The following is a 17,790-nucleotide window of genomic DNA, read 5'->3' on the forward strand; positions in this document are numbered from 1 at the left end:
CCGATCGCCCGCGGACTTGGCTGATATCGTACCAGAATTTATTTTGATGTGGAGGAGGGAATTTGTGCGGCCGATCTATTTACCCGCACCTGCAAAACAAGCACAAACCATCAACGACAAAGTACAATCAAAAATCTCAAATCTAAAGTGTAAATCAAAACATGGAATTTCTAGTCACCGATAAACCCCGCTCTGCTTGGACGGGAGATGCTCTGGCAATTGGTCTGTTTGAGGACGCTGTGGAACTCACAGGCGACTTGGCACAATTAGATCGACAACTCGCAGGCACTTTGAAAGAGCTGATTCAGGAAGTAGATTTTAAGGGCAAAACGGGCACGAGCGCGATCGCCCGAGTCGGCGGCAACAATCCGATTCGCAAAATTGCGATCGTCGGTTTGGGCAAAACAGAGGACTTAAAATTAGACACCGTGCGGCAAGCTGCGGGTGTTTGCGCCAAGCTAGCCAAAAAGGAGAAATGCCAAATTCTCGGAATTAGCTTTCCTGTATGGAAAAGTGCGCCGGAGGCTACAGCCAGCGCGATCGCCGAAGGTGCAGAACTCTCCCTGCATCAAGACAACCGTTTCAAATCGGAACCCGACGACAAAAGCCCGCAGATCGAACAAATTCAGTTGCTCGGTTTTGGCGGTACCGAAAGTGCGATCGCCCGCGCCCGCCAAATCACTGCCGGAGTCATTTTAGCACGGGAATTAGTCGCTGCGCCAGCCAATTATCTCACCCCGATTACAATGGCAGAAACCGCTCAAACTCTAGCGGCAGAATGCGGTTTAGAATTAGAAATATTAGAGCTAGAAGACTGCGAAAAACTCGGGATGGGAGCCTTTCTCGGCGTTGCCAGAGCATCCGATTTGCCGCCGAAATTCATCCATCTGACATACAAACCCGCAGGCAAAGCGCGCCGCAAAATTGCAATTGTGGGCAAAGGATTGACCTTTGATTCCGGCGGTTTGAACATCAAAGCAACAGGCAGCGGCATCGAAATTATGAAAACCGATATGGGCGGCGCTGCTGCTACCTTGGGAGCCGCAAAGGCGATCGGTCACATCAAACCAGATGTCGAAGTTCACTTTATCAGCGCCGTCACCGAAAACATGATTAGCGGCCGCGCTATGCGCCCTGGAGACATCCTTACAGCTTCCAACGGCAAAACAATTGAAGTCAACAACACCGACGCAGAAGGCCGTTTAACCCTGGCTGACGCTTTGGTATTTGCTGATAAATTGGGAGTTGACGCAATTGTCGATTTAGCAACTCTGACCGGTGCTTGCGTAATTGCTTTGGGCGACGAGATCGCAGGTTTGTGGAGTCCTCAAGATAGCGTCGCCGCCGAAATAGTCGCCGCCTCAGAATTGGCCGGCGAAAAGTTTTGGCGAATGCCGATGGAAGAGAAATATTTTGAGGGATTGAAAGCATTGCACGCCGACATGAAAAACACTGGGCCGCGTCCCGGCGGTTCAATTACGGCCGCGCTATTCTTGAAGCAGTTTGTCAAGGATACTCCTTGGGCGCATTTAGATATTGCCGGCCCGGTTTGGATCGAGAAAGAAAACGGTTACAACGGCCCGGGAGCCACTGGTTTTGGAGTTCGGACTTTGGTGCATTGGGCGCTGGGCGGCGCTTAATTAATTGTGAATTTTGGACTCGTAAATTGAGTTTTTCGCTGCTTTGAAAGTCCGCTAGTTCATCCTTGGGTCAGGGGGGCTCTACCCCTGGCTGACAGCTCGTACGATCTGAAATTTGAGATTTTAGACTTTAGATTAGGATGCTCGCGATCGCAATTGCTCGTACTTGGGGAAAGCTTCCCGGGGAGCCGCCGACACAGTTTTCAAATTCCCTGAAAAAATAGCTGTTTGATAAAAAATGAAAAAAGTATATAATTATGTAAATATTTCAAGCGCCGAAATCAAATAATCATATTTGATGCGCTCTGCATTGGTGCAGATAAATTTTTTCTGGAACTTTATGCAAGAACAATTAACAATTTTTTTTTCAACACTTCCTGTCTCTGCCGCAGTCGGCTGCGACGCGCTGGGGGAGTTGCGACTGTACGCTGTTTTTGATTTTTTGGCGGCACTGGCTTATTGCTCTCTGGCACTATTTTTAGTTTATTTTACCCGCCAAGGCGATCGCAGCAAGATTGGACGGCTGTTTGCTGTTGGTTTGTTTGCTTGCGGTGCTGCTCAATTGACGCAAGTTTGGACGCTTTGGCATTCTATTTATTGGTTGTCGGTAACTCTCAAAGCTGCAAGTGCTGTGATTTCTTTGCTCTTAGCGGCAGCGGCGATCGCCCTGATGCCGAAAGCACTTGCTGAATCTGGTTTAAATTCCACAAAGAATATGCAACAAGTGCCGTTAAAACAACTAGAAGAACATCGGGAAAAGCTTGCTATTCAGACAGGAGAATTGCCCAAAGAATCGCTCGGGATTGCGGGTGGAGATACTATTTTCGATCGCGCTTTAGCTATCAATTCGCTTGAGGAACAGTTAGAAAAAGAAATTGCCGATCGCGGGCGGGTTGAAGAAAAGCTGCAACTGACTCAACTGGCGATCGACCGATCGGCAGATGCGGTATTCTGGATGGGCTCCGACGGTAAATTTTTGTACGTCAACGACGCTGCTTGCTCTTCCTTGGGATATTCTGCGGCAGAATTGCTCGATATGACTGTGCACGACATCAATCCAGATTTTCCCGAAACAGCTTGGAATTTGCACTGGAAAGTCTTAAAACGGTGCGGTTCGGTTAATATTGAAGTTCACCACCTCACTAAGTACGGTCGAGTTTTTCCGGTGGAAATTACGATCGACCATTTGGAATTTAACGGCAAAGAATATCAGTGCGCCTTTGCTCGCGACATTAGCGATCGCAAGCAGATTGAGGCAGCTTTGCGGGAAAGAGAACAAGAATTTAGATCGTTAGTTTCTAACATTCCCGGTGCCGTTTATCGTTGCAGCCCGGCCGGGCGATCGAGCGTAACATTTATCAGCAGCGGTATAGAAGCTATTTCCGGCTATCCCGCAGCTAACTTTATGATTCAACCGGTGCAGGCTTTTCGCAGTATAGTTCATCCCGATGACGCGTTCGCGATCGAGCAAATTATCGATCGGGCGATTAAGACAAAACAACCTTACGCGATCGAATACCGCCTGATTCACAGCGACACAAAAGTGCGGTGGGTTGCAGAAAAAGGTCAAGCCATTTTCAACGCATCAGGTCAAATGTTATCGCTCAACGGCGCCATTTTTGACATAACAGAACGCAAAGCAGCGGAGGATGCTTTGCGGCTCTCCGAGGCGATCGCCAACAACAGAGCCCAGCAGCTAGAAATCGCTCTCAAAGAACTCCGAGAAACTCAAGCTCACCTAATTCATACCGAAAAAATGTCAAGTGTCGGTCAAATGGTAGCAGGAGTAGCTCACGAAATCAACAACCCTGTCAGTTTTATCTACGGCAATATTTCCTACGCCAGCCAATATATTAGAGACTTGTTGCAGCTTGTGGAACTTTATCAAAGAAACTATCCTCAGCCAACGGTAGAAGTTATAGAATATATTGAAAACATCGATTTAGAATTTCTGAGAGAAGACTTAATAAAAATATTATCTTCGATGAAAATGGGAGCAGATCGGATTCGCGAAATAGTTCTTAGTTTGCGAAACTTCTCGCGTTTAGACGACTCGGTAAAACAGCCTGCAAACCTTCACGAAGGTATAGACAATACGCTGATAATTTTGCATAACAAACTGCGAGCCAAAGCAGAATATCCCGAAATCCAAGTAATTAAAAATTACAGCCAACTTCCCTTAATCCAATGTTATGCAGGTCAGCTCAATCAGGTATTTATGAATCTGCTGAGCAACAGCATTGACGCCCTCGAAGATGCTTGCAACCAAAAAAGGCGCTCCTCTCAGAGGGCTTCGCTAACGGACGGCGACTGGAAACCAACTATCACCATTCGTACCGAAGCCCTTAACGAAAATAGTATTTGCATCCGAATTGCCGATAATGCGATCGGCATGACAGAAGACGTGCGCCGCCAATTGTTTGACCCGTTTTTCACCACAAAACCGATGGGTAAAGGCACGGGTTTGGGGTTAGCCATCAGTTACCGAATTGTTGTCGAAAAACACGGCGGAGCCTTGAGTTGCAGTTCGGTTTTGGGTGAGGGGACCCAATTCGCGATCGAGCTTCCTTTGTGAAAAATGTGTTTTGCAGACATAATTACTCGTTACCAGGCTCTGCCTGGTAACGCAGCTCCGGAGGCTCTGCCTCCATTTCTGCCTGACAAGACACACAGGCGAGGCAGATCCCACCTAATCCTGTGCCGAGGCAATGCAGCAACTGACATTAGCTCAAGAGCGTCAGCGCCTAGGAACCAGTTGTTTCTTCCATCGTCGCCACTGCAATCAACTGTGAAACGGCACAGTCAATAAAGGCAAAAGCGTTAAAATCAACCAACCAAAAAACCACTTATTTACCTTTAAAACTAATTCAGGCTCTGCCAACAGCGCCTCTATCCTCTCTCCCAATCTATTTTGCGAACCCACAGCACCAACCACGCAATCTACATCAAAATTTCGGTGCGGATAACTCGCCACTAACAGCAAAGCTTCTGCTAACAATAAACCATCCACTCCCGCCGCCGCCTTGGCATCAGCCCGCAATTCCCGCAGCGTTAATAACTCTTCCCACAAAGCTTGTGTATTCGGCAGCCAAACAGTAATTTTTCGCAGCCATCCCAGCCAGAAAAACCAGAAAGTATCGCGATAATAGTAGTGGGCTTGTTCGTGAGCAATTACTGCTTGCAGGTGAGCTGACTCGAGAGTTTTTAACAATCCCGTACTGACTGCAAATTCGGTTTTCCAAAAACCAATTATAGCAGAAAATAGAGCGGGCGTGTCGAGAATTCTGATATTTTTTCCGGCTATCTTTTTTTGAGGACAGGTGCGAATTTGCTTTAAAAATAGATGGCCGTCTACCGCTAGCTTGACGCACAAAATTGCAGCTAGGCTCAAAAAAGTTATAGCTAGAAAATAGCTAAACCATCCGTCCCAAAATCTTACCATTTGTCCCTGAGTTCCCATAAAAATCACTGCGATAGCTGTCGCGAGCAACAGCAGCGGTGGAAACAAGAAAAATAAGAGCGATCGCTGCCAGCGGCGGGCCCAATTTCCTGAATGAACAGACCATCTAATTCTCAAACAGCAAGCTGCAACCAACGCGGTAACAATCAGGATTAAGTGCATTATTTTTGCTCCTCCCGGGCTTGGCGGACAGCTTGAATGCGAAGGGAAATTTCTTGTAATTGTTCGACTGTTGCTTGGTCGAGGCTGTCAGCAAATGCTGCTACAATATCGGGATTGCCAACTGCTAGAAACTTCTGCAAGCGATCGTAAGCAAACAGCGATCGGGCTTCTTCGCCAGAAACTAAAGGTTGCCAAGTGAACGTCCGTTCGCTTTTGTTACAAACCAGCCAACCCTTGTCTGTCAGGCGGCGCAGCACTGTTGTGACTGAAGCGTAGGCCAATTCGCGGTCGGGATCGGATAAAATGCGATCGTGCACGTCTTTGACTGTAGCAATTTCTAGCTCCCAAACTATATTTAAAATTTCTGCCTCCAAAGGACCGAGGGAAAGTTGCTTGGGGCGATAATTCGGCAGAGGATTCATGTAATTTTAGATTTGAGGTTTGAGATTTTAGGGATCATGTAATTAATTATCGATCGACAATACATCATCAAGGCTTTTTATCGACTCTTTCTTTATAAAGGCTTAATCATAAACTTTGCTATTTACAAGTTTGACAAGCCGTCATTTGACAGTTCCAGCAAAAAGTGTAAAAATTATGCCGGCATTACCTAAGTTAGTATTTTAAGTATCGCTAAATGAAAAAAAAACTAATCTTGGCCTCAACCTTGGCAGGCACAGCTATTTTGGGCAGCTTTTTGGCGATTGACAGGCATCAAGCCACAGCGGCAGAAACTCAAGAAATCGAAATTAAATTTAGCGCAGCGGTAGGCGAAAAATCCTTTAACTGCGGCGAAAGCTACAGCAATTTAGGCACTTCGGCTGCTACAGTTACCCCTACAGATTTCCGCTTTTATGTATCCGAAGTTGCTTTAATTGACGGTAGCGGCAAAGCAGTACCGCTGACTCTCAAACAAGACGGCAAATGGCAGCATCAAAACGTGGCTTTGCTAGACTTTGAAAATAAATCCGGTGCTTGCGCTAACGGAACAGCCGAAATTCGCGATCGGCTAATTGGTACAATACCCAAAGGCAACTACAAAGGCCTGCAATTCACCCTCGGCGTACCTTTTAGCCTCAATCACGAAGACGCAAGTCTCGCACCTTCGCCCCTCAATTTAACATCCCTGTGGTGGAACTGGCGCGGCGGCTACAAATTTCTGAGGATTGACATGAAAAATCAAATGGCTGACAAAAACCCCGACGGTAAATCAGGCACACAAAGCAGCCAAATTGCTGGCAGTGAAGGCAGTCGCGGCGGCAGTCACGGCGGCGGATTGCAGGGTTTTGTTATTCATTTAGGCAGCACGGGATGCAAAGCTGAAGGCAACAATCAAAAGCCGACTAGCTGTGCCACTCCTAACAAATCAAAAGTAATTTTCAGCAGCTTCGATCCAACAAAAAATACAGTCATTGCTGACCTAAAATCCCTAGTTTCTCAAACTAATTTAGCAGTCAATCAAGCCAATACTCCGCCCGGATGTATGTCGGATCCGAAGGACGGCGACTGCGCCGGAATTATGAAAAACTTAGGTTTGCCATTTGGAAATAAACCTGCTGCGGGACAAACTTTCTTTCAAGTTAAGTAATAAGCTGTCGCGCATTTAAATTGCGGCGTTGCTGAATACAAATATGAATTCAAGATTTCCCAATTGCTATAAGCCAAGTATGGTGAGCTTTGTAACATCAAGCGCAAAGTTGATTCATACGCCAGAATCAGCAACGCCTTTTTTTACCGCAGAGGGCGCTCTTGGCGCAGAGAGAAGAGAGGTCTTGTGGTAATGTGAAATGGCTCGTTACCAGGCTCTGCCTCTGTTTGTGGCACACCTCAATCTCTATGTAATTGTCAAACCGCCGGCTACTTACAAAACATCAAATGAAGTGGAAAAAATTATCAAATCTGACTATTATCTGCATTTTATCATGCTTGCTGGCAATCAGTTTGAGTGCAGCATTATCCCAGCCAAATTTTAGTTTAGCCGCTGCACCGCCTCCAACTTACAATTGGAACATTCCCGCTGGAATGCCAAAACCAATTGTACCAGCCGACAACCCAATCAGCCCAGAAAAAGTTGAATTAGGCAGGCATCTTTTCTACGAAAAACGCCTGTCAGTCACAGGAGAATTTTCCTGCGCTTCCTGTCACATTCAAGCGAAAGCTTTCACCGACGGAAAAACGTTAGGAGTCGGCGCAACCGGAGAAAAACACCCGCGCAATGCTATGAGTTTAGCCAACATTGGCTACAATTCCGTGCTAACTTGGGCAAATCCGCTACAAAATAAACTAGAATCTCAGCTATTAGTACCTTTGTTTGGCGAACACCCCCTAGAAATGGGAATGGTTGGTAAAGAAGAGGAACTTTTGCTAATGTTGCGATCGGATTCTGAATACCAAAAAATGTTTGCAGCAGCTTTTAGTCAAGAACCAAATTCTATTAATATTAGCAATTTAGCAAAGGCGATCGCCTCTTTTGAACGCACTTTAATTTCCCTCACTTCTCCCTACGACAGATACCGCTACAGCGGCGAGTCCGGCGCAATTTCAGCCTCAGCCAAGCGGGGCGAACAATTATTTAACAGCGAACGTTTAGAATGCTTTCACTGTCACGGCGGACTAAACTTCTCAGATTCGATCGCCCACGATCGCCTAGCTTTCAAAGAAATAGCTTTTCACAATACAGGCTTGTACAATCTTGACGGCAAAGGCGCTTATCCGCCTAAAAATACTGGCGTTTACGAAATCACCAGCGAGCCCTCGGACATGGGCAAATTCAAAGCACCAACCCTGCGGAATATTGCTTTGACTGCACCTTATATGCACGACGGAAGTATCAAAACGTTGGCAGAAGTTATCGGTCACTACAAAGCGGGCGGACGAACTATTAAAAAAGGAGAATTTGCGGGAATAGGTAGCGAAAGTCCGCTCAAAAGCAACTTTGTTTCCGGCTTTAAATTGACAGTACAGGAACAGCGCGATTTGTTAGCTTTCCTGCACAGTTTAACCGATGAAAATTTAATCGCAAACCCTGCTTTGAGCGACCCATTCGTTCGCAGTGAAAACTTAATTCCTTAAATTTTTAGGAAAACTTCAGTCCTCACTACGAACCTATTTTATTCCCCGTAGTGACCGCCAGCAACCTTACCCCGAAACACAACATAATTGTAGATGTTGTAAAAAATCATAATCGGGATCAGAAAGCCGATGAACACAATCATAAATACCAGCGCGCTAGGCGAAGCAGCGGCTTGGTAAATCGTGATTTGAGTAGGAATAATGTATGGAAAAACAATTAATCCCAAACCGATAAAGCTGAGCAAAAAGATTAAAATTGTCCAGACAAACGGTGTCCTTTCTTGTTTGCTTGCGAGACTTTTCAGCAGCATTCCCACCAGCAGCAATCCCAGCAAAGGAATCGCCACAAAGACATAAACCAGCGGTTTGTCGAACAACCTCGCCCTCGTACTTTCGTAAAAAACCGGAGTCGCGATCGTAATTAATACTGCTCCGATTAAAGTCGTCACCGCCGCAATTTTAGCAGTGCGATAGTGAGTTGTTTGCAATTCCCCGTCAGTCTTCATGATCAGATAGGTTGAACCGATCAAAACATAGCCTTGAACCAGCGTCAAAGCCACCAAGATCGATCGCCAATCCAGCCAATCCCAAGTAGTGCCGACAAAATGTCCGGCTTCATCCACCGCAATGCCTTCAAGCACCGCACCGAGGGCAAATCCTTGAGCTAAAGATGCCAAAAAACTGCCCGCACCAAAAGCATAATTCCAAAACTTTTTCCGGTTAGAATGCTCCCGAAACTCAAACGCCACAGCCCGAAAGATTAACCCAAAAAGCATCATGCAAATCGGGATGTACAAAGCTGTCAAAATCGTACCGTAAGCGAGGGGAAAAGCACCAAACAGAGCGCCTCCCATCAACACCAGCCAAGTTTCGTTAGCATCCCAAACATTGCCCAAACTCGTCATTAAAATGCCCCGGCGTTCCTCATCGTCAGCAGTCAGAGACAAGATTCCGACTCCCAAGTCAAAACCATCTAACATGACATAAAGCAACAGGAAAATGCCTAAAATTACAAACCAAACTTGCGGGAGAAAATGCTCCAAAGCTTGCATAAAATCTCCTATTGTTGTGCTTCTACTGGACGTTGATCTGGAATGTGTTCTGCGGGTTGAGTTTCGATTGCAGGTTCATTGTCCAATCCCGGTACAGGCAGATTTAAATTCGGGCCTTTGCGAATAATTCTGCTGCCGAAATACATCGCACAAACAAACAAAAAGCTGTAGATAACCGCAAAGAAACTCAGAGAAGTTAAAACATTGCTAGCGGGGATGTTTGACACTGCGTCAGCCGTGCGAATTTGCCCGTATAAAACCCACGGTTGTCTCCCGACACAGCGGACAATCCAACCCGATTCTACAGCAATATATCCCAGCGGCGCGGCTAATACCCAAGCGCGCATCAGCCAAGCTTGACTAGCGATATTTTCAGCAGCAAGTTTGCCTCGCTTCCACTGAATTATACTGAATAGCATCAATCCTACAAAAAAGAATCCAATGCCGGACATAATGCGGAAACAATAATAGATTAAACCCACCATCCGGGGTCTATCTTCGGGCTTCCATTCCTTGAGTCCGAGTACGGGTTCGGAGAGTTTTTGTTTGAATTCCAGAACGTATCCCAAGCCATTGGGAACCTTAATTTCCCAATCATTTTTTTGGGCTTTTTCGTTAGGTAAAGCTAGCAAAGTCCAATCTGCTGACTCTCCCGCTGCTGAGGTTTCCCATTTAGCTTCAATTGCTGCTAATTTAGTGGGTTGATAGTGATAAACTTGTTCGGCGCTTAAATGTCCGATGAATATCTGCAAAGGTGCGACGGCGATGGCTGTGGCGATCGCAATTTTTAGAGATTTGGAAAAAAAAGCTTGGTTGCGCTTGTTAAGAATATACCAAGCGCTAATCCCGCCAATCACGAATAGCGAAGTTTCTAACGTCGCAAAAAACATATGGAGAATGCTGTTTAATGCAAACGGGTTCATAATTGCTTGAAAGTAATCGCTGACAATAAACTTGCCGTTAACCATTTCTCCGCCCGCCGGAGTTTGCAGCCAAGAGTTAGCGACTAAAATCCAGACGGTGGATAGGTTTGCGCCGAAGGCTACCATGATTGTAGCGAAATAATGGACGATCGGGTGAACGCGCTCCCAACCGAACAACATAATTCCTAAAAAGCCTGCTTCTAGCATAAATGCCATTGAAGCTTCAAAGCCCAAAATGCTGCCAAAAAAGTCGCCTGTTGCTTCAGAAAACGGTGCCCAATTCGTGCCAAATTGAAATTCCATCGGAATTCCTGAAGCTACACCAATCCCGAAATTGAGGACATAGAGTTTTGACCAAAAACGAGCATGGTGATAATAGTCTGGATTGCGAGTTTTCAGCCACATTCCTTCAACAATTACCAGATAAATCCCCATTCCGGTAGTCAGAACTGGCCACAGCATATGAAATATTGCCGTTAGCGCAAATTGCATCCGCGATAGCGCGACGGTGTTTGATAAGATATCCATTGTTATATCCTTTAGTCAGTTCAAGAGAGGTTAGTTTGAACAATTTCCAGAATTGACACTGGTTATAATGTAATGTAAAAGTTTGTGAGATTTTGTAGGGTTGGCAATTTTTAAGGTTTTATACAGATTTGATCGGAATGATTTAACCGCAGAGAACGCAGAGAACGCAGAGAAAGAGAAGAGAGAGAGGAATAATTCTGATGAAGAGCGTAGGGCGGGTTTATGAGATTGTGGGTTTTAGGCATTTATTGGCAGGTTTACCCGCCCCTACAAGATTGATGTTCGGTGATGGAAAGATGATCTTAGCGAACTGTGACAGTATAATTAAATTCAAATGGTTTAAAATTAGCTTTGTTTTTGGCTGTTCCGCTCAATTCAAGTTCGTAAATTCCAGCTTTGGGAAATACGATGTCAGCGCCCGGAATGCCTTGATATTTCTCCGCAGATATGGCTTTGAGAGGCGGCTGCATCAGGGGCTTATCCCCCTCTTTGTGCTGTTTGGGATAAACCGCTAATTGGCAGTTACACTGCTCTAGTGGGATTATTTTACCGCCCCTGCGAGTCAGCGCAAACCAAACTCTGGCGGTTTCTCCGGCGCGGGGGTTGTGGTTTGGTTCTAGGTGAAAGGTAGCGGCAACATCGCCGGAAACTTCGACTTCGTGGGCAAAAACAGAAGTTGAATTGAATTGTGGCGCTGTGGGAATTGCTGCTTCAATGAGCAATCCTAAAAAAACTAATATTCCCAAAATTTTATTTGAGTTTGACAGGCGCAACATAGAAATCCTCCCGTGATAAGATTGACCAAAATAAGCGCGATCGCACGCACAAAACTAAGACTGCAACCACCGCTAAAACGGCTGTCAGCAGTTGATTGTGCAATTTCCATTCAAAGCCGCCGAGATAGTGGGAACCGATGAGGGCGGCGTGCATTGCTGATAGCAAAAAAGCGGGAACAGTTAACAAATGAATTTGTCGCCACAGTTTGCCTAAAGAATTTTGAATGCGATCGACACTTGTAACTGCCGCCGGTACCATCAACAGCAGCGACAGCATCCCAGCCACCATTCCCAACTGATGCTGCGGCAACATGAAAGACACGGCATCAAAATTCCACTTCAGGGTATGATTCAGCATATGAAACGTGTGGGCGAGGGCTAAGACAAACGCGCCCACACCCAAGGCGCGACGGTAGCGCAGCAGTTGCGGCCAAAATTTGCTGACCGGACGCGCGCACAGTGATAACATCAAGCACAGCAGCGCTGCGTGTCCTGTAAAATCCACCATTTCGTCGGTTCGCAGCAAGGTAATCATACCAATTGCAATTGTCACCCAACCGCCGGCGCGAAACAGTTGACTGCGTTTGTCGGCGCTGAATTTGCCAGCAAAAAACCCCACTCCCAGCATTGTTGGTAGGGTGCCGATTCCAAAAGCAAACATTGTTGCAGCCCCCAAAATCGGGTTTCCGGTTTCTGCTGCTTTAATTTGCGCTGCATACAGGAAACCGCAGGGAATTAAGCCCCACATCAAACCCAAGGCGGAGGGCATCCACCAACTTTTTTGAGTTGAAATTTTGGTCATTGCGTTGCTGATGCGATCGTGCGAAATTGGGTGCAACAGCGGCAATCGCGGCAGCAAATCTGGTTTAATTTGTACCAATCCAAACCAAATTAGCATTGTGCCCGTTATAAGTGCGATCGCCCGCCGCCATCCGCTGCCAGTCCCAGCCATTTGCCCGCCTGCAATCAATACCGAACCCAATCCGCCAATTGCAGCACCAACTAAGGCATATGCAACAATTCTTCCTAAGTTTAATAGCAGATGAAAGCGAAAGGAAACTAATTTATCCTTGCCCGCATTCGATAGAGAAAATGCTACTGTCAGCGGGCCGCACATTCCGGCGCAGTGCCCGAAACTGCCGAGAAATCCCACAGTGCTAATTAATAGTAAGTCTAGCATAAGGAATAAGAGGGGCTGGTTTACAAGATTGTGGGTTTTCGGCAATTATTGTTGGTAAAACCCGCCCCTACAGACAATAACAAATAACAAATAACTAACAACCAACAACCAATAACTACTTTTGTTCTGGATGCGCCGCCGCCGGGGAAGCTGCACCCATTTGATTGATAGTAGCAATTAGCTGATAAAGCCGTCCCACATTCCGCTGGTTGAAGTGCAAAGTTAGACGCGGCAAATCAAAAGTTTCATCTCCGATTTCTGGGGTTAAAGCTTGACTTTTTTCGATTTTTCCGGTAACAACAATATCGCTAAAATTAGCATTTAACTGTTCTACACTACTGTCAGAAAGCTCTGATTTTAAGCGAATTACCAGTTTTTCATTTACGTAGCGGCAGGAGTGATAAACGAGATAAAAACTAGCGATCGCCTCGCAAGCTACCTCTACATTGTCAGTAATCGTATACAAACTTCGATCGTCTGCTGCAATCAAACCGCGGCCGCGCAATTGTTTCTGTACAAAAGCATCCCAATCGTGCCAATAATCGCCCCCAGGTCGATCGATCAATACCAGAGGAGCGGGCCCAAACTTGCCCGTTTGAGTCAAAGTCAGACACTCAAAAGCTTCGTCCAGAGTGCCAAAACCGCCGGGAAACAAAGCCAAAGCATCGCTTTCCCGCAGAAAAAATAACTTGCGGGTGAAAAAATATTTAAAATTGAGCGCTTTGCGATCGCCCGCAATAAAAGGATTAGAACCTTGCTCGAAAGGCAACTGAATATTCAGCCCAAAAGAGCGTTCAGCAGTCGCGCCCTCATTCCCCGCCTGCATGATCCCCCCACCGCCGCCAGTAATCACCATAAATCCCTGCTGGGTAATGGCTGTACCAAAATCTTTTGCCATCTGATATTCCGGCGATTCCGGGGACACCCTTGCCGAACCAAACATCACAATTTTGCGAACGTGGCGGTAAGGATAAAACATAGAGAAAGCCTTTTCCATATCTCGCAGAGACGACGAGATAATTTTCCAGTCTAGGCGATCGAGATCCTCTCCGGCCATCCGGACGATCGTCGAGAGCGAGCGTTCGATCCACTCTGAGTGCTTCAACATTGGCAGGCGAGCGATCGAATCGAGCACATCAGCTTGGAGGGATTCAAAACCTTGACCAGAAGCAACCATGAATTTTTCCGAAACAGTAACAATTTGTCGCCCTAAAAAATTAAGGGGCAAGCCAAATTTAGAAGCCAATAGCCACCAGCAAACTGCCCTGCTGGCCGCTAATAACTTTTCCAGTAGCTTTGCCCCGTTCTGAAGCGAGCGCGGCTTTCGCTGCCCAAAAAAAACAGCGCCAAACGGCTCGCAGTTGAGTTAAATTCACATATTGCACCATTCTCAATAACAGGCAAGATGCCTGTTCCACAAAGAGTTAATTTTCTTGTGGGGCACGCACGCGAGCGGGATCTTGAAAAACTTATTGACAATGGTGCAACATCTCCGGTTAAATGTATTTTTCCAGAGTGTTGGCCAGAGTAGTTTTCGGAACAGCCCCAACCACCATATCAACCCGCTGACCGCCCTTAAATATCATCAGCGTTGGAATGCTGCGGATACCGTATTGGCTGGCGACGTTAGGATTTTCGTCGGTATTAACTTTTACTACCTTCACCTGACCTTCATATTGCTGGGCAATTTCCTCTACGACGGGTGCCACCATCCGACAGGGCCCGCACCAAGGAGCCCAAAAATCCACTAGAACTGGAACTTCGCTATCGAGCACTTCCTGCTTAAAGGAAGAGTCGGTTACTTGCGCGGCTGCTGACATCCCTAGCCATCCTTGTAAATACTATTTCTTGGTTAACAAGTTTAGCAAAGAGTGTAACCACTTGCATCAAGGATTTTAATAGAACGAAGTTTGGCAAGGAGTGTTGTAACGGATTTAACGGATTGAACTGATTGATGTTAAGGGCGCAAGACATTCGTGCCGGGCGATCGAGTACAGCGCAGAATTAGAAATACTTTCACCTCAAAACTGAAAACCGCTCTCCCCAATCTGCCTGACTATCCGGAGCAAACACCCTTAACCCCGTACCCAGTGAGTAAACAGAAGCGCCGGCCGTCAAAAAGGAACCGCCCGAACAGTAGTCCGGGCGGAGTGTGGTGTGAGGAGTGAACGGAAACATTTGTCTCCGCTTCTTCTATTGTGACATCTCCTTTTCGATAATTCCACAATATTCTGTAAATTTAGAGACTCTTGAACAAATTTTGTCAAGATTTGCTGGGATTTGATGGGTAAATCTACTTGCCCATGCCCAACTGCTGAGCTTTTTGATAGACTTTACCCTCAGTCAGCAGAGAAGGAGCAATCACCACTTCCACTTGCTGCATCTCCTTAATATCCTTAGCACCCAAAGTGCCCATGCTAGTTTTCAGAGCTCCGAGCAAATTGTGCGTACCGTCATCTAGCAAAGCCGGCCCCCGCAAAATTTGCTCCGCAGTGCCCGTAGTCCCGACGCGAATCCGAGTGCCGCGCGGCAAAACCGGGCTCGGAGTCGCCATCCCCCAGTGAAAGCCCCGGCCGGGAGCTTCGGCAGCCCGAGCAAAGGGCGAACCAATCATTACTCCATCAGCGCCGCAGGCAATGCACTTGCAGATATCGCCGCCGGTAATTAAACCGCCGTCAGCAATCACCGACACGTATTTGCCAGTTTCGCGATAGTAGTCGTCCCGCGCGGCGGCGCAGTCTGCTACCGCTGTGGCTTGGGGAACGCCGACACCCAATACGCCCCTAGACGTGCAAGCAGCCCCCGGCCCGATGCCCACGAGAATGCCTGCAGCGCCAGTTTTCATTAAATTCATGGCGACTTCGTAGGTGACGCAGTTGCCCAAAATTACTGGTATTGGCATCTCTTGACAGAATTGGGTCAAATCTAAGGAGGCGATCGACTCTGGAGAAAGAAAAGCTGTTGAGACTACAGTAGCCTGTACAAAAAATATATCGGCTCCCGATTCAGCAACCGCCCGGCCGTATTTGCTCGCGCCGGCTGGTGTACCGCTGACGGCGGCAATCCCTCCTCCGGCTTTAATTTCTTTAATTCTGTGCTCGATTAATTCTGGCTTGATCGGTTCGGCATAGAGTTGCTGCATCAGGGAAACAAATTCGTGGTTCCCAACAGCAGCGATGCGCTCTAAAATTGGTTGCGGGTCGGCATAGCGGGTTTGAATTCCTTCGAGGTTGAGTACGCCCATTGCTCCCAATTCCGACAGCAAAATCGCCATCCGCACATCGACTACTCCATCCATCGCGCTAGCAATAATTGGGATTTCTCGATCGATTCCACCAATCTGCCACTTGGTATCAGCCAAACTCGGATCGAGGGTGCGCTGTCCGGGTACCAGCGCAATTTCATCTATGCCGTAAGCTCGGCGAGCAGTTTTGCCCCGCCCAATTTCAATATTCACGCTGTTTCACTTCCACAATGTATTTAAATTAGAGTAACAAAATCGTAGCCTGCCGGCGGGTAGCGAGCGCACAAATCAGTTGAAAAAGTCTGATCGAGATTGGATTATATGAAATCGAAGCGGGTACTTTTTCTCAGCAACGGCCACGGGGAAGACGAGATTAACTGTCAAATTCTCAAAGCTTTGAGAGCATCTGGCGCCGATGTTGATGTTTCGGCGATGCCGATTGTAGGTGACGGCGCTGCTTACGCCCGATCGAACGTGCCAATTATTGGGCCAACCAGTCAAATGCCGTCTGGGGGAGTTTTTTACATGAATCCCCTGTTTTTCCTCAAAGATATTGGGGCCGGGCTGATTGCCTTGACTTGGCAGCAATTGCAGGCTGTTTGGACGCATTCGCGCCGCTGCGATTTGGTGGTAGCCACTGGAGATATTGTCGCCGCGGCGATCGCCCATTCAACCTCGCGCCCCTATATAATTTTTTTATCCGCTCATTCTAGTTATTACGAAGGGCGAGTCGATTTAGGTTTAATCTTAAATTATTTGCTTTCCTCCCAACAATGTTTAGCTGTTTTTACTAGAGATGCCTTGACTGCTGCTGACTTAAACCAACAGGGTTTAAAGAAAGCCCAATTTTTCGGCAATCCAGTCATGGACAACCTCAAATCTACTAACAAAGATTTGCAATTAAAGCCCGGAGTTCGGACGATCGCCCTTCTCCCCGGTTCTCGCCTCCCCGAAGCCACCCACAACCTCGTCTTGCTCCTGGAATTGGTGAAAGAACTTGGTACTAACTCTACTGTAACGGTGCAGTTTCGGGCGGCTTTGGTTCCGAGTTTGATGCTCGAATTAGATGATGTTGCGGTGCGAACTGGATGGCTGCACCGAAGAGGAAAGCTAACTTTTCCAGGAATCAAACCGCCCGGTAGCGAAGCAGCAGCAACAATTGAAGTAATTTGCTATTCTGATGCTTTTGCCGACATTGTGCAGCCGTCTAATTTAGTAATCGGGATGACAGGAAGTGCGATCGAACAAGCTGTCGGCTTGGGAAAACCCGTAATTACCATCCCCGGTAACGGCCCATCATTTACCTATCGGTTTGCGGAGGCTCAAAATCGACTTTTAGGAAATTCTGTAAAGGTTATTGGCACCCAACCAGCAAATTATGATATTATCAAGGAAGCTGCTTTGGCCTGCGATCGCACCTTGCAAGACAAAAGTTATTTGGAAACTTGCGTTAAAAACGGTTTAGAAAGAATGGGGCGAGCGGGCGGCAGCATCAAGATTGCTAATTTCGTCGCAAAATATCTAAGGAATGATAATTAAATAACTTACAATCTTTATTGTTCTTGTGGGATGGGTTCTATAGCCTGTCCTTTCTAATTCTGACGCACCATTTATTCCGAGCGTGCGTCAGTAGTAGGGTGCGTCAGGTTAGCAATTTTCAATTTGCACGAAAAGTCGAATTCTGACGCACCATTTATTCCGAGCGTGCGTCAGTAGTAGGGTGCGTCAGGTTGGCAATTTTCAATTTGCACGA

17 protein-coding genes are annotated in these 17,790 nt (G+C 46.8%); 7 read left to right on the top strand and 10 right to left on the bottom strand.

What is annotated here, in order from left to right; translation table 11 throughout:
• The 3 genes from IQ270_RS31250 to IQ270_RS19910 form a co-directional block, all read left to right on the top strand.
• On the top strand, window positions 1-184 hold a 184-nt coding region (locus tag IQ270_RS31250; protein ID WP_228056531.1), incomplete at its 5' end, for a hypothetical protein.
• On the top strand, window positions 162-1,640 hold the full coding sequence (locus IQ270_RS19905; protein WP_193974887.1) for a leucyl aminopeptidase: 1,479 nt from the start codon (window positions 162-164) through the stop codon (window positions 1,638-1,640). The genes IQ270_RS31250 and IQ270_RS19905, both read left to right, overlap by 23 nt.
• 340 nt (window positions 1,641-1,980) lie before the next feature.
• Window positions 1,981-4,215: a PAS domain S-box protein gene (locus IQ270_RS19910; RefSeq protein WP_228056532.1), complete on the top strand. Its 2,235-nt coding sequence runs from the start codon at window positions 1,981-1,983 to the stop codon at window positions 4,213-4,215.
• A 207-nt stretch (window positions 4,216-4,422) separates the two neighbouring features.
• On the opposite strand, the gene IQ270_RS19915 is transcribed toward IQ270_RS19910, so the two are convergent.
• Both IQ270_RS19915 and IQ270_RS19920 read right to left on the bottom strand, forming a co-directional pair.
• Complete coding sequence (locus tag IQ270_RS19915; RefSeq protein WP_193974889.1) at window positions 4,423-5,262, bottom strand: M56 family metallopeptidase; 840 nt, start codon at window positions 5,260-5,262, stop codon at window positions 4,423-4,425.
• Window positions 5,262-5,684, bottom strand: coding sequence for a BlaI/MecI/CopY family transcriptional regulator (locus tag IQ270_RS19920; protein ID WP_193974891.1), 423 nt, complete (start codon window positions 5,682-5,684; stop codon window positions 5,262-5,264). Before IQ270_RS19920 ends, IQ270_RS19915 begins: the two co-directional genes overlap by 1 nt.
• Window positions 5,685-5,899: 215 nt before the next feature.
• Between IQ270_RS19920 and IQ270_RS19925 the strand changes: the two genes are divergently transcribed.
• From IQ270_RS19925 to IQ270_RS19930, 3 genes are all read left to right on the top strand, one after another.
• On the top strand, window positions 5,900-6,850 hold the full coding sequence (locus tag IQ270_RS19925; protein ID WP_193974893.1) for an MbnP family copper-binding protein: 951 nt from the start codon (window positions 5,900-5,902) through the stop codon (window positions 6,848-6,850).
• 199 nt (window positions 6,851-7,049) lie between these two features.
• Window positions 7,050-7,235 carry a hypothetical protein gene (locus IQ270_RS31255; RefSeq protein ID WP_228056533.1) on the top strand — a complete coding sequence of 62 codons (186 nt, stop codon included), beginning with the start codon at window positions 7,050-7,052 and terminating at the stop codon, window positions 7,233-7,235.
• Window positions 7,204-8,334 carry a methanobactin export MATE transporter MbnM gene (locus tag IQ270_RS19930; RefSeq protein ID WP_228056534.1) on the top strand — a complete coding sequence of 377 codons (1,131 nt, stop codon included), beginning with the start codon at window positions 7,204-7,206 and terminating at the stop codon, window positions 8,332-8,334. The genes IQ270_RS31255 and IQ270_RS19930 overlap by 32 nt, the downstream gene beginning before the upstream one ends.
• Before the next feature lie 38 nt (window positions 8,335-8,372).
• On the opposite strand, the gene cydB is transcribed toward IQ270_RS19930, so the two are convergent.
• The 8 genes from cydB to IQ270_RS19970 form a co-directional block, all read right to left on the bottom strand.
• Entirely contained in the window at window positions 8,373-9,386 is a 1,014-nt protein-coding gene (gene cydB, locus IQ270_RS19935) for a cytochrome d ubiquinol oxidase subunit II (RefSeq protein ID WP_193974897.1), read from the bottom strand.
• 8 nt (window positions 9,387-9,394) lie between these two features.
• On the bottom strand, window positions 9,395-10,837 hold the full coding sequence (locus IQ270_RS19940; protein WP_193974899.1) for a cytochrome ubiquinol oxidase subunit I: 1,443 nt from the start codon (window positions 10,835-10,837) through the stop codon (window positions 9,395-9,397).
• 302 nt (window positions 10,838-11,139) lie between these two features.
• The gene (locus IQ270_RS19945) at window positions 11,140-11,583 is read right to left on the bottom strand and encodes a hypothetical protein (protein ID WP_228056535.1); all 444 of its coding nucleotides are present in this window, start codon (window positions 11,581-11,583) and stop codon (window positions 11,140-11,142) included.
• A 4-nt stretch (window positions 11,584-11,587) separates the two neighbouring features.
• Entirely contained in the window at window positions 11,588-12,793 is a 1,206-nt protein-coding gene (locus IQ270_RS19950; protein ID WP_193974902.1) for a sulfite exporter TauE/SafE family protein, read from the bottom strand.
• 115 nt (window positions 12,794-12,908) lie between these two features.
• Window positions 12,909-13,970: an LOG family protein gene (locus tag IQ270_RS19955; RefSeq protein ID WP_193974904.1), complete on the bottom strand. Its 1,062-nt coding sequence runs from the start codon at window positions 13,968-13,970 to the stop codon at window positions 12,909-12,911.
• Window positions 13,971-14,028: 58 nt separating this feature from the next.
• Window positions 14,029-14,211, bottom strand: a complete 183-nt coding sequence (locus IQ270_RS19960) for a hypothetical protein (RefSeq protein WP_193974906.1) — start codon at window positions 14,209-14,211, stop codon at window positions 14,029-14,031.
• Between the two features lie 78 nt (window positions 14,212-14,289).
• Entirely contained in the window at window positions 14,290-14,613 is a 324-nt protein-coding gene (trxA, locus tag IQ270_RS19965; RefSeq protein WP_193974908.1) for a thioredoxin, read from the bottom strand.
• Between the two features lie 473 nt (window positions 14,614-15,086).
• On the bottom strand, window positions 15,087-16,250 hold the full coding sequence (locus IQ270_RS19970) for a GuaB3 family IMP dehydrogenase-related protein (RefSeq protein ID WP_193974910.1): 1,164 nt from the start codon (window positions 16,248-16,250) through the stop codon (window positions 15,087-15,089).
• A gap of 108 nt (window positions 16,251-16,358) precedes the next feature.
• Here IQ270_RS19970 and IQ270_RS19975 point away from each other — a divergent pair, with 108 nt between their 5' ends.
• Entirely contained in the window at window positions 16,359-17,576 is a 1,218-nt protein-coding gene (locus tag IQ270_RS19975) for a lipid-A-disaccharide synthase-related protein (RefSeq protein WP_193974912.1), read from the top strand.
• The last annotated feature ends 214 nt before the right edge of the window (window positions 17,577-17,790 follow it).

Source organism: Microcoleus sp. LEGE 07076 (assembly GCF_015207455.1).
In the GTDB taxonomy this organism is placed as follows: domain Bacteria; phylum Cyanobacteriota; class Cyanobacteriia; order Cyanobacteriales; family Microcoleaceae; genus Microcoleus.

Bases quoted from the DNA above. Each gene is read 5' to 3' on its own strand.
- IQ270_RS19955 (WP_193974904.1), bottom strand. From the start codon at position 13,970: ATGGTTGCTTCTGGTCAAGGTTTTGAATCCCTCCAAGCTGATGTGCTC.
- IQ270_RS19915 (WP_193974889.1), bottom strand. From the start codon at position 5,262: ATGCACTTAATCCTGATTGTTACCGCGTTGGTTGCAGCTTGCTGTTTG.
- IQ270_RS19910 (WP_228056532.1), top strand. From the start codon at position 1,981: ATGCAAGAACAATTAACAATTTTTTTTTCAACACTTCCTGTCTCTGCC.
- IQ270_RS19940 (WP_193974899.1), bottom strand. From the start codon at position 10,837: ATGGATATCTTATCAAACACCGTCGCGCTATCGCGGATGCAATTTGCG.
- cydB (WP_193974897.1), bottom strand. From the start codon at position 9,386: ATGCAAGCTTTGGAGCATTTTCTCCCGCAAGTTTGGTTTGTAATTTTA.
- trxA (WP_193974908.1), bottom strand. From the start codon at position 14,613: ATGTCAGCAGCCGCGCAAGTAACCGACTCTTCCTTTAAGCAGGAAGTG.
- IQ270_RS19925 (WP_193974893.1), top strand. From the start codon at position 5,900: ATGAAAAAAAAACTAATCTTGGCCTCAACCTTGGCAGGCACAGCTATT.
- IQ270_RS19950 (WP_193974902.1), bottom strand. From the start codon at position 12,793: ATGCTAGACTTACTATTAATTAGCACTGTGGGATTTCTCGGCAGTTTC.
- IQ270_RS31255 (WP_228056533.1), top strand. From the start codon at position 7,050: ATGGCTCGTTACCAGGCTCTGCCTCTGTTTGTGGCACACCTCAATCTC.
- IQ270_RS19920 (WP_193974891.1), bottom strand. From the start codon at position 5,684: ATGAATCCTCTGCCGAATTATCGCCCCAAGCAACTTTCCCTCGGTCCT.
- IQ270_RS19975 (WP_193974912.1), top strand. From the start codon at position 16,359: ATGAAATCGAAGCGGGTACTTTTTCTCAGCAACGGCCACGGGGAAGAC.
- IQ270_RS19905 (WP_193974887.1), top strand. From the start codon at position 162: ATGGAATTTCTAGTCACCGATAAACCCCGCTCTGCTTGGACGGGAGAT.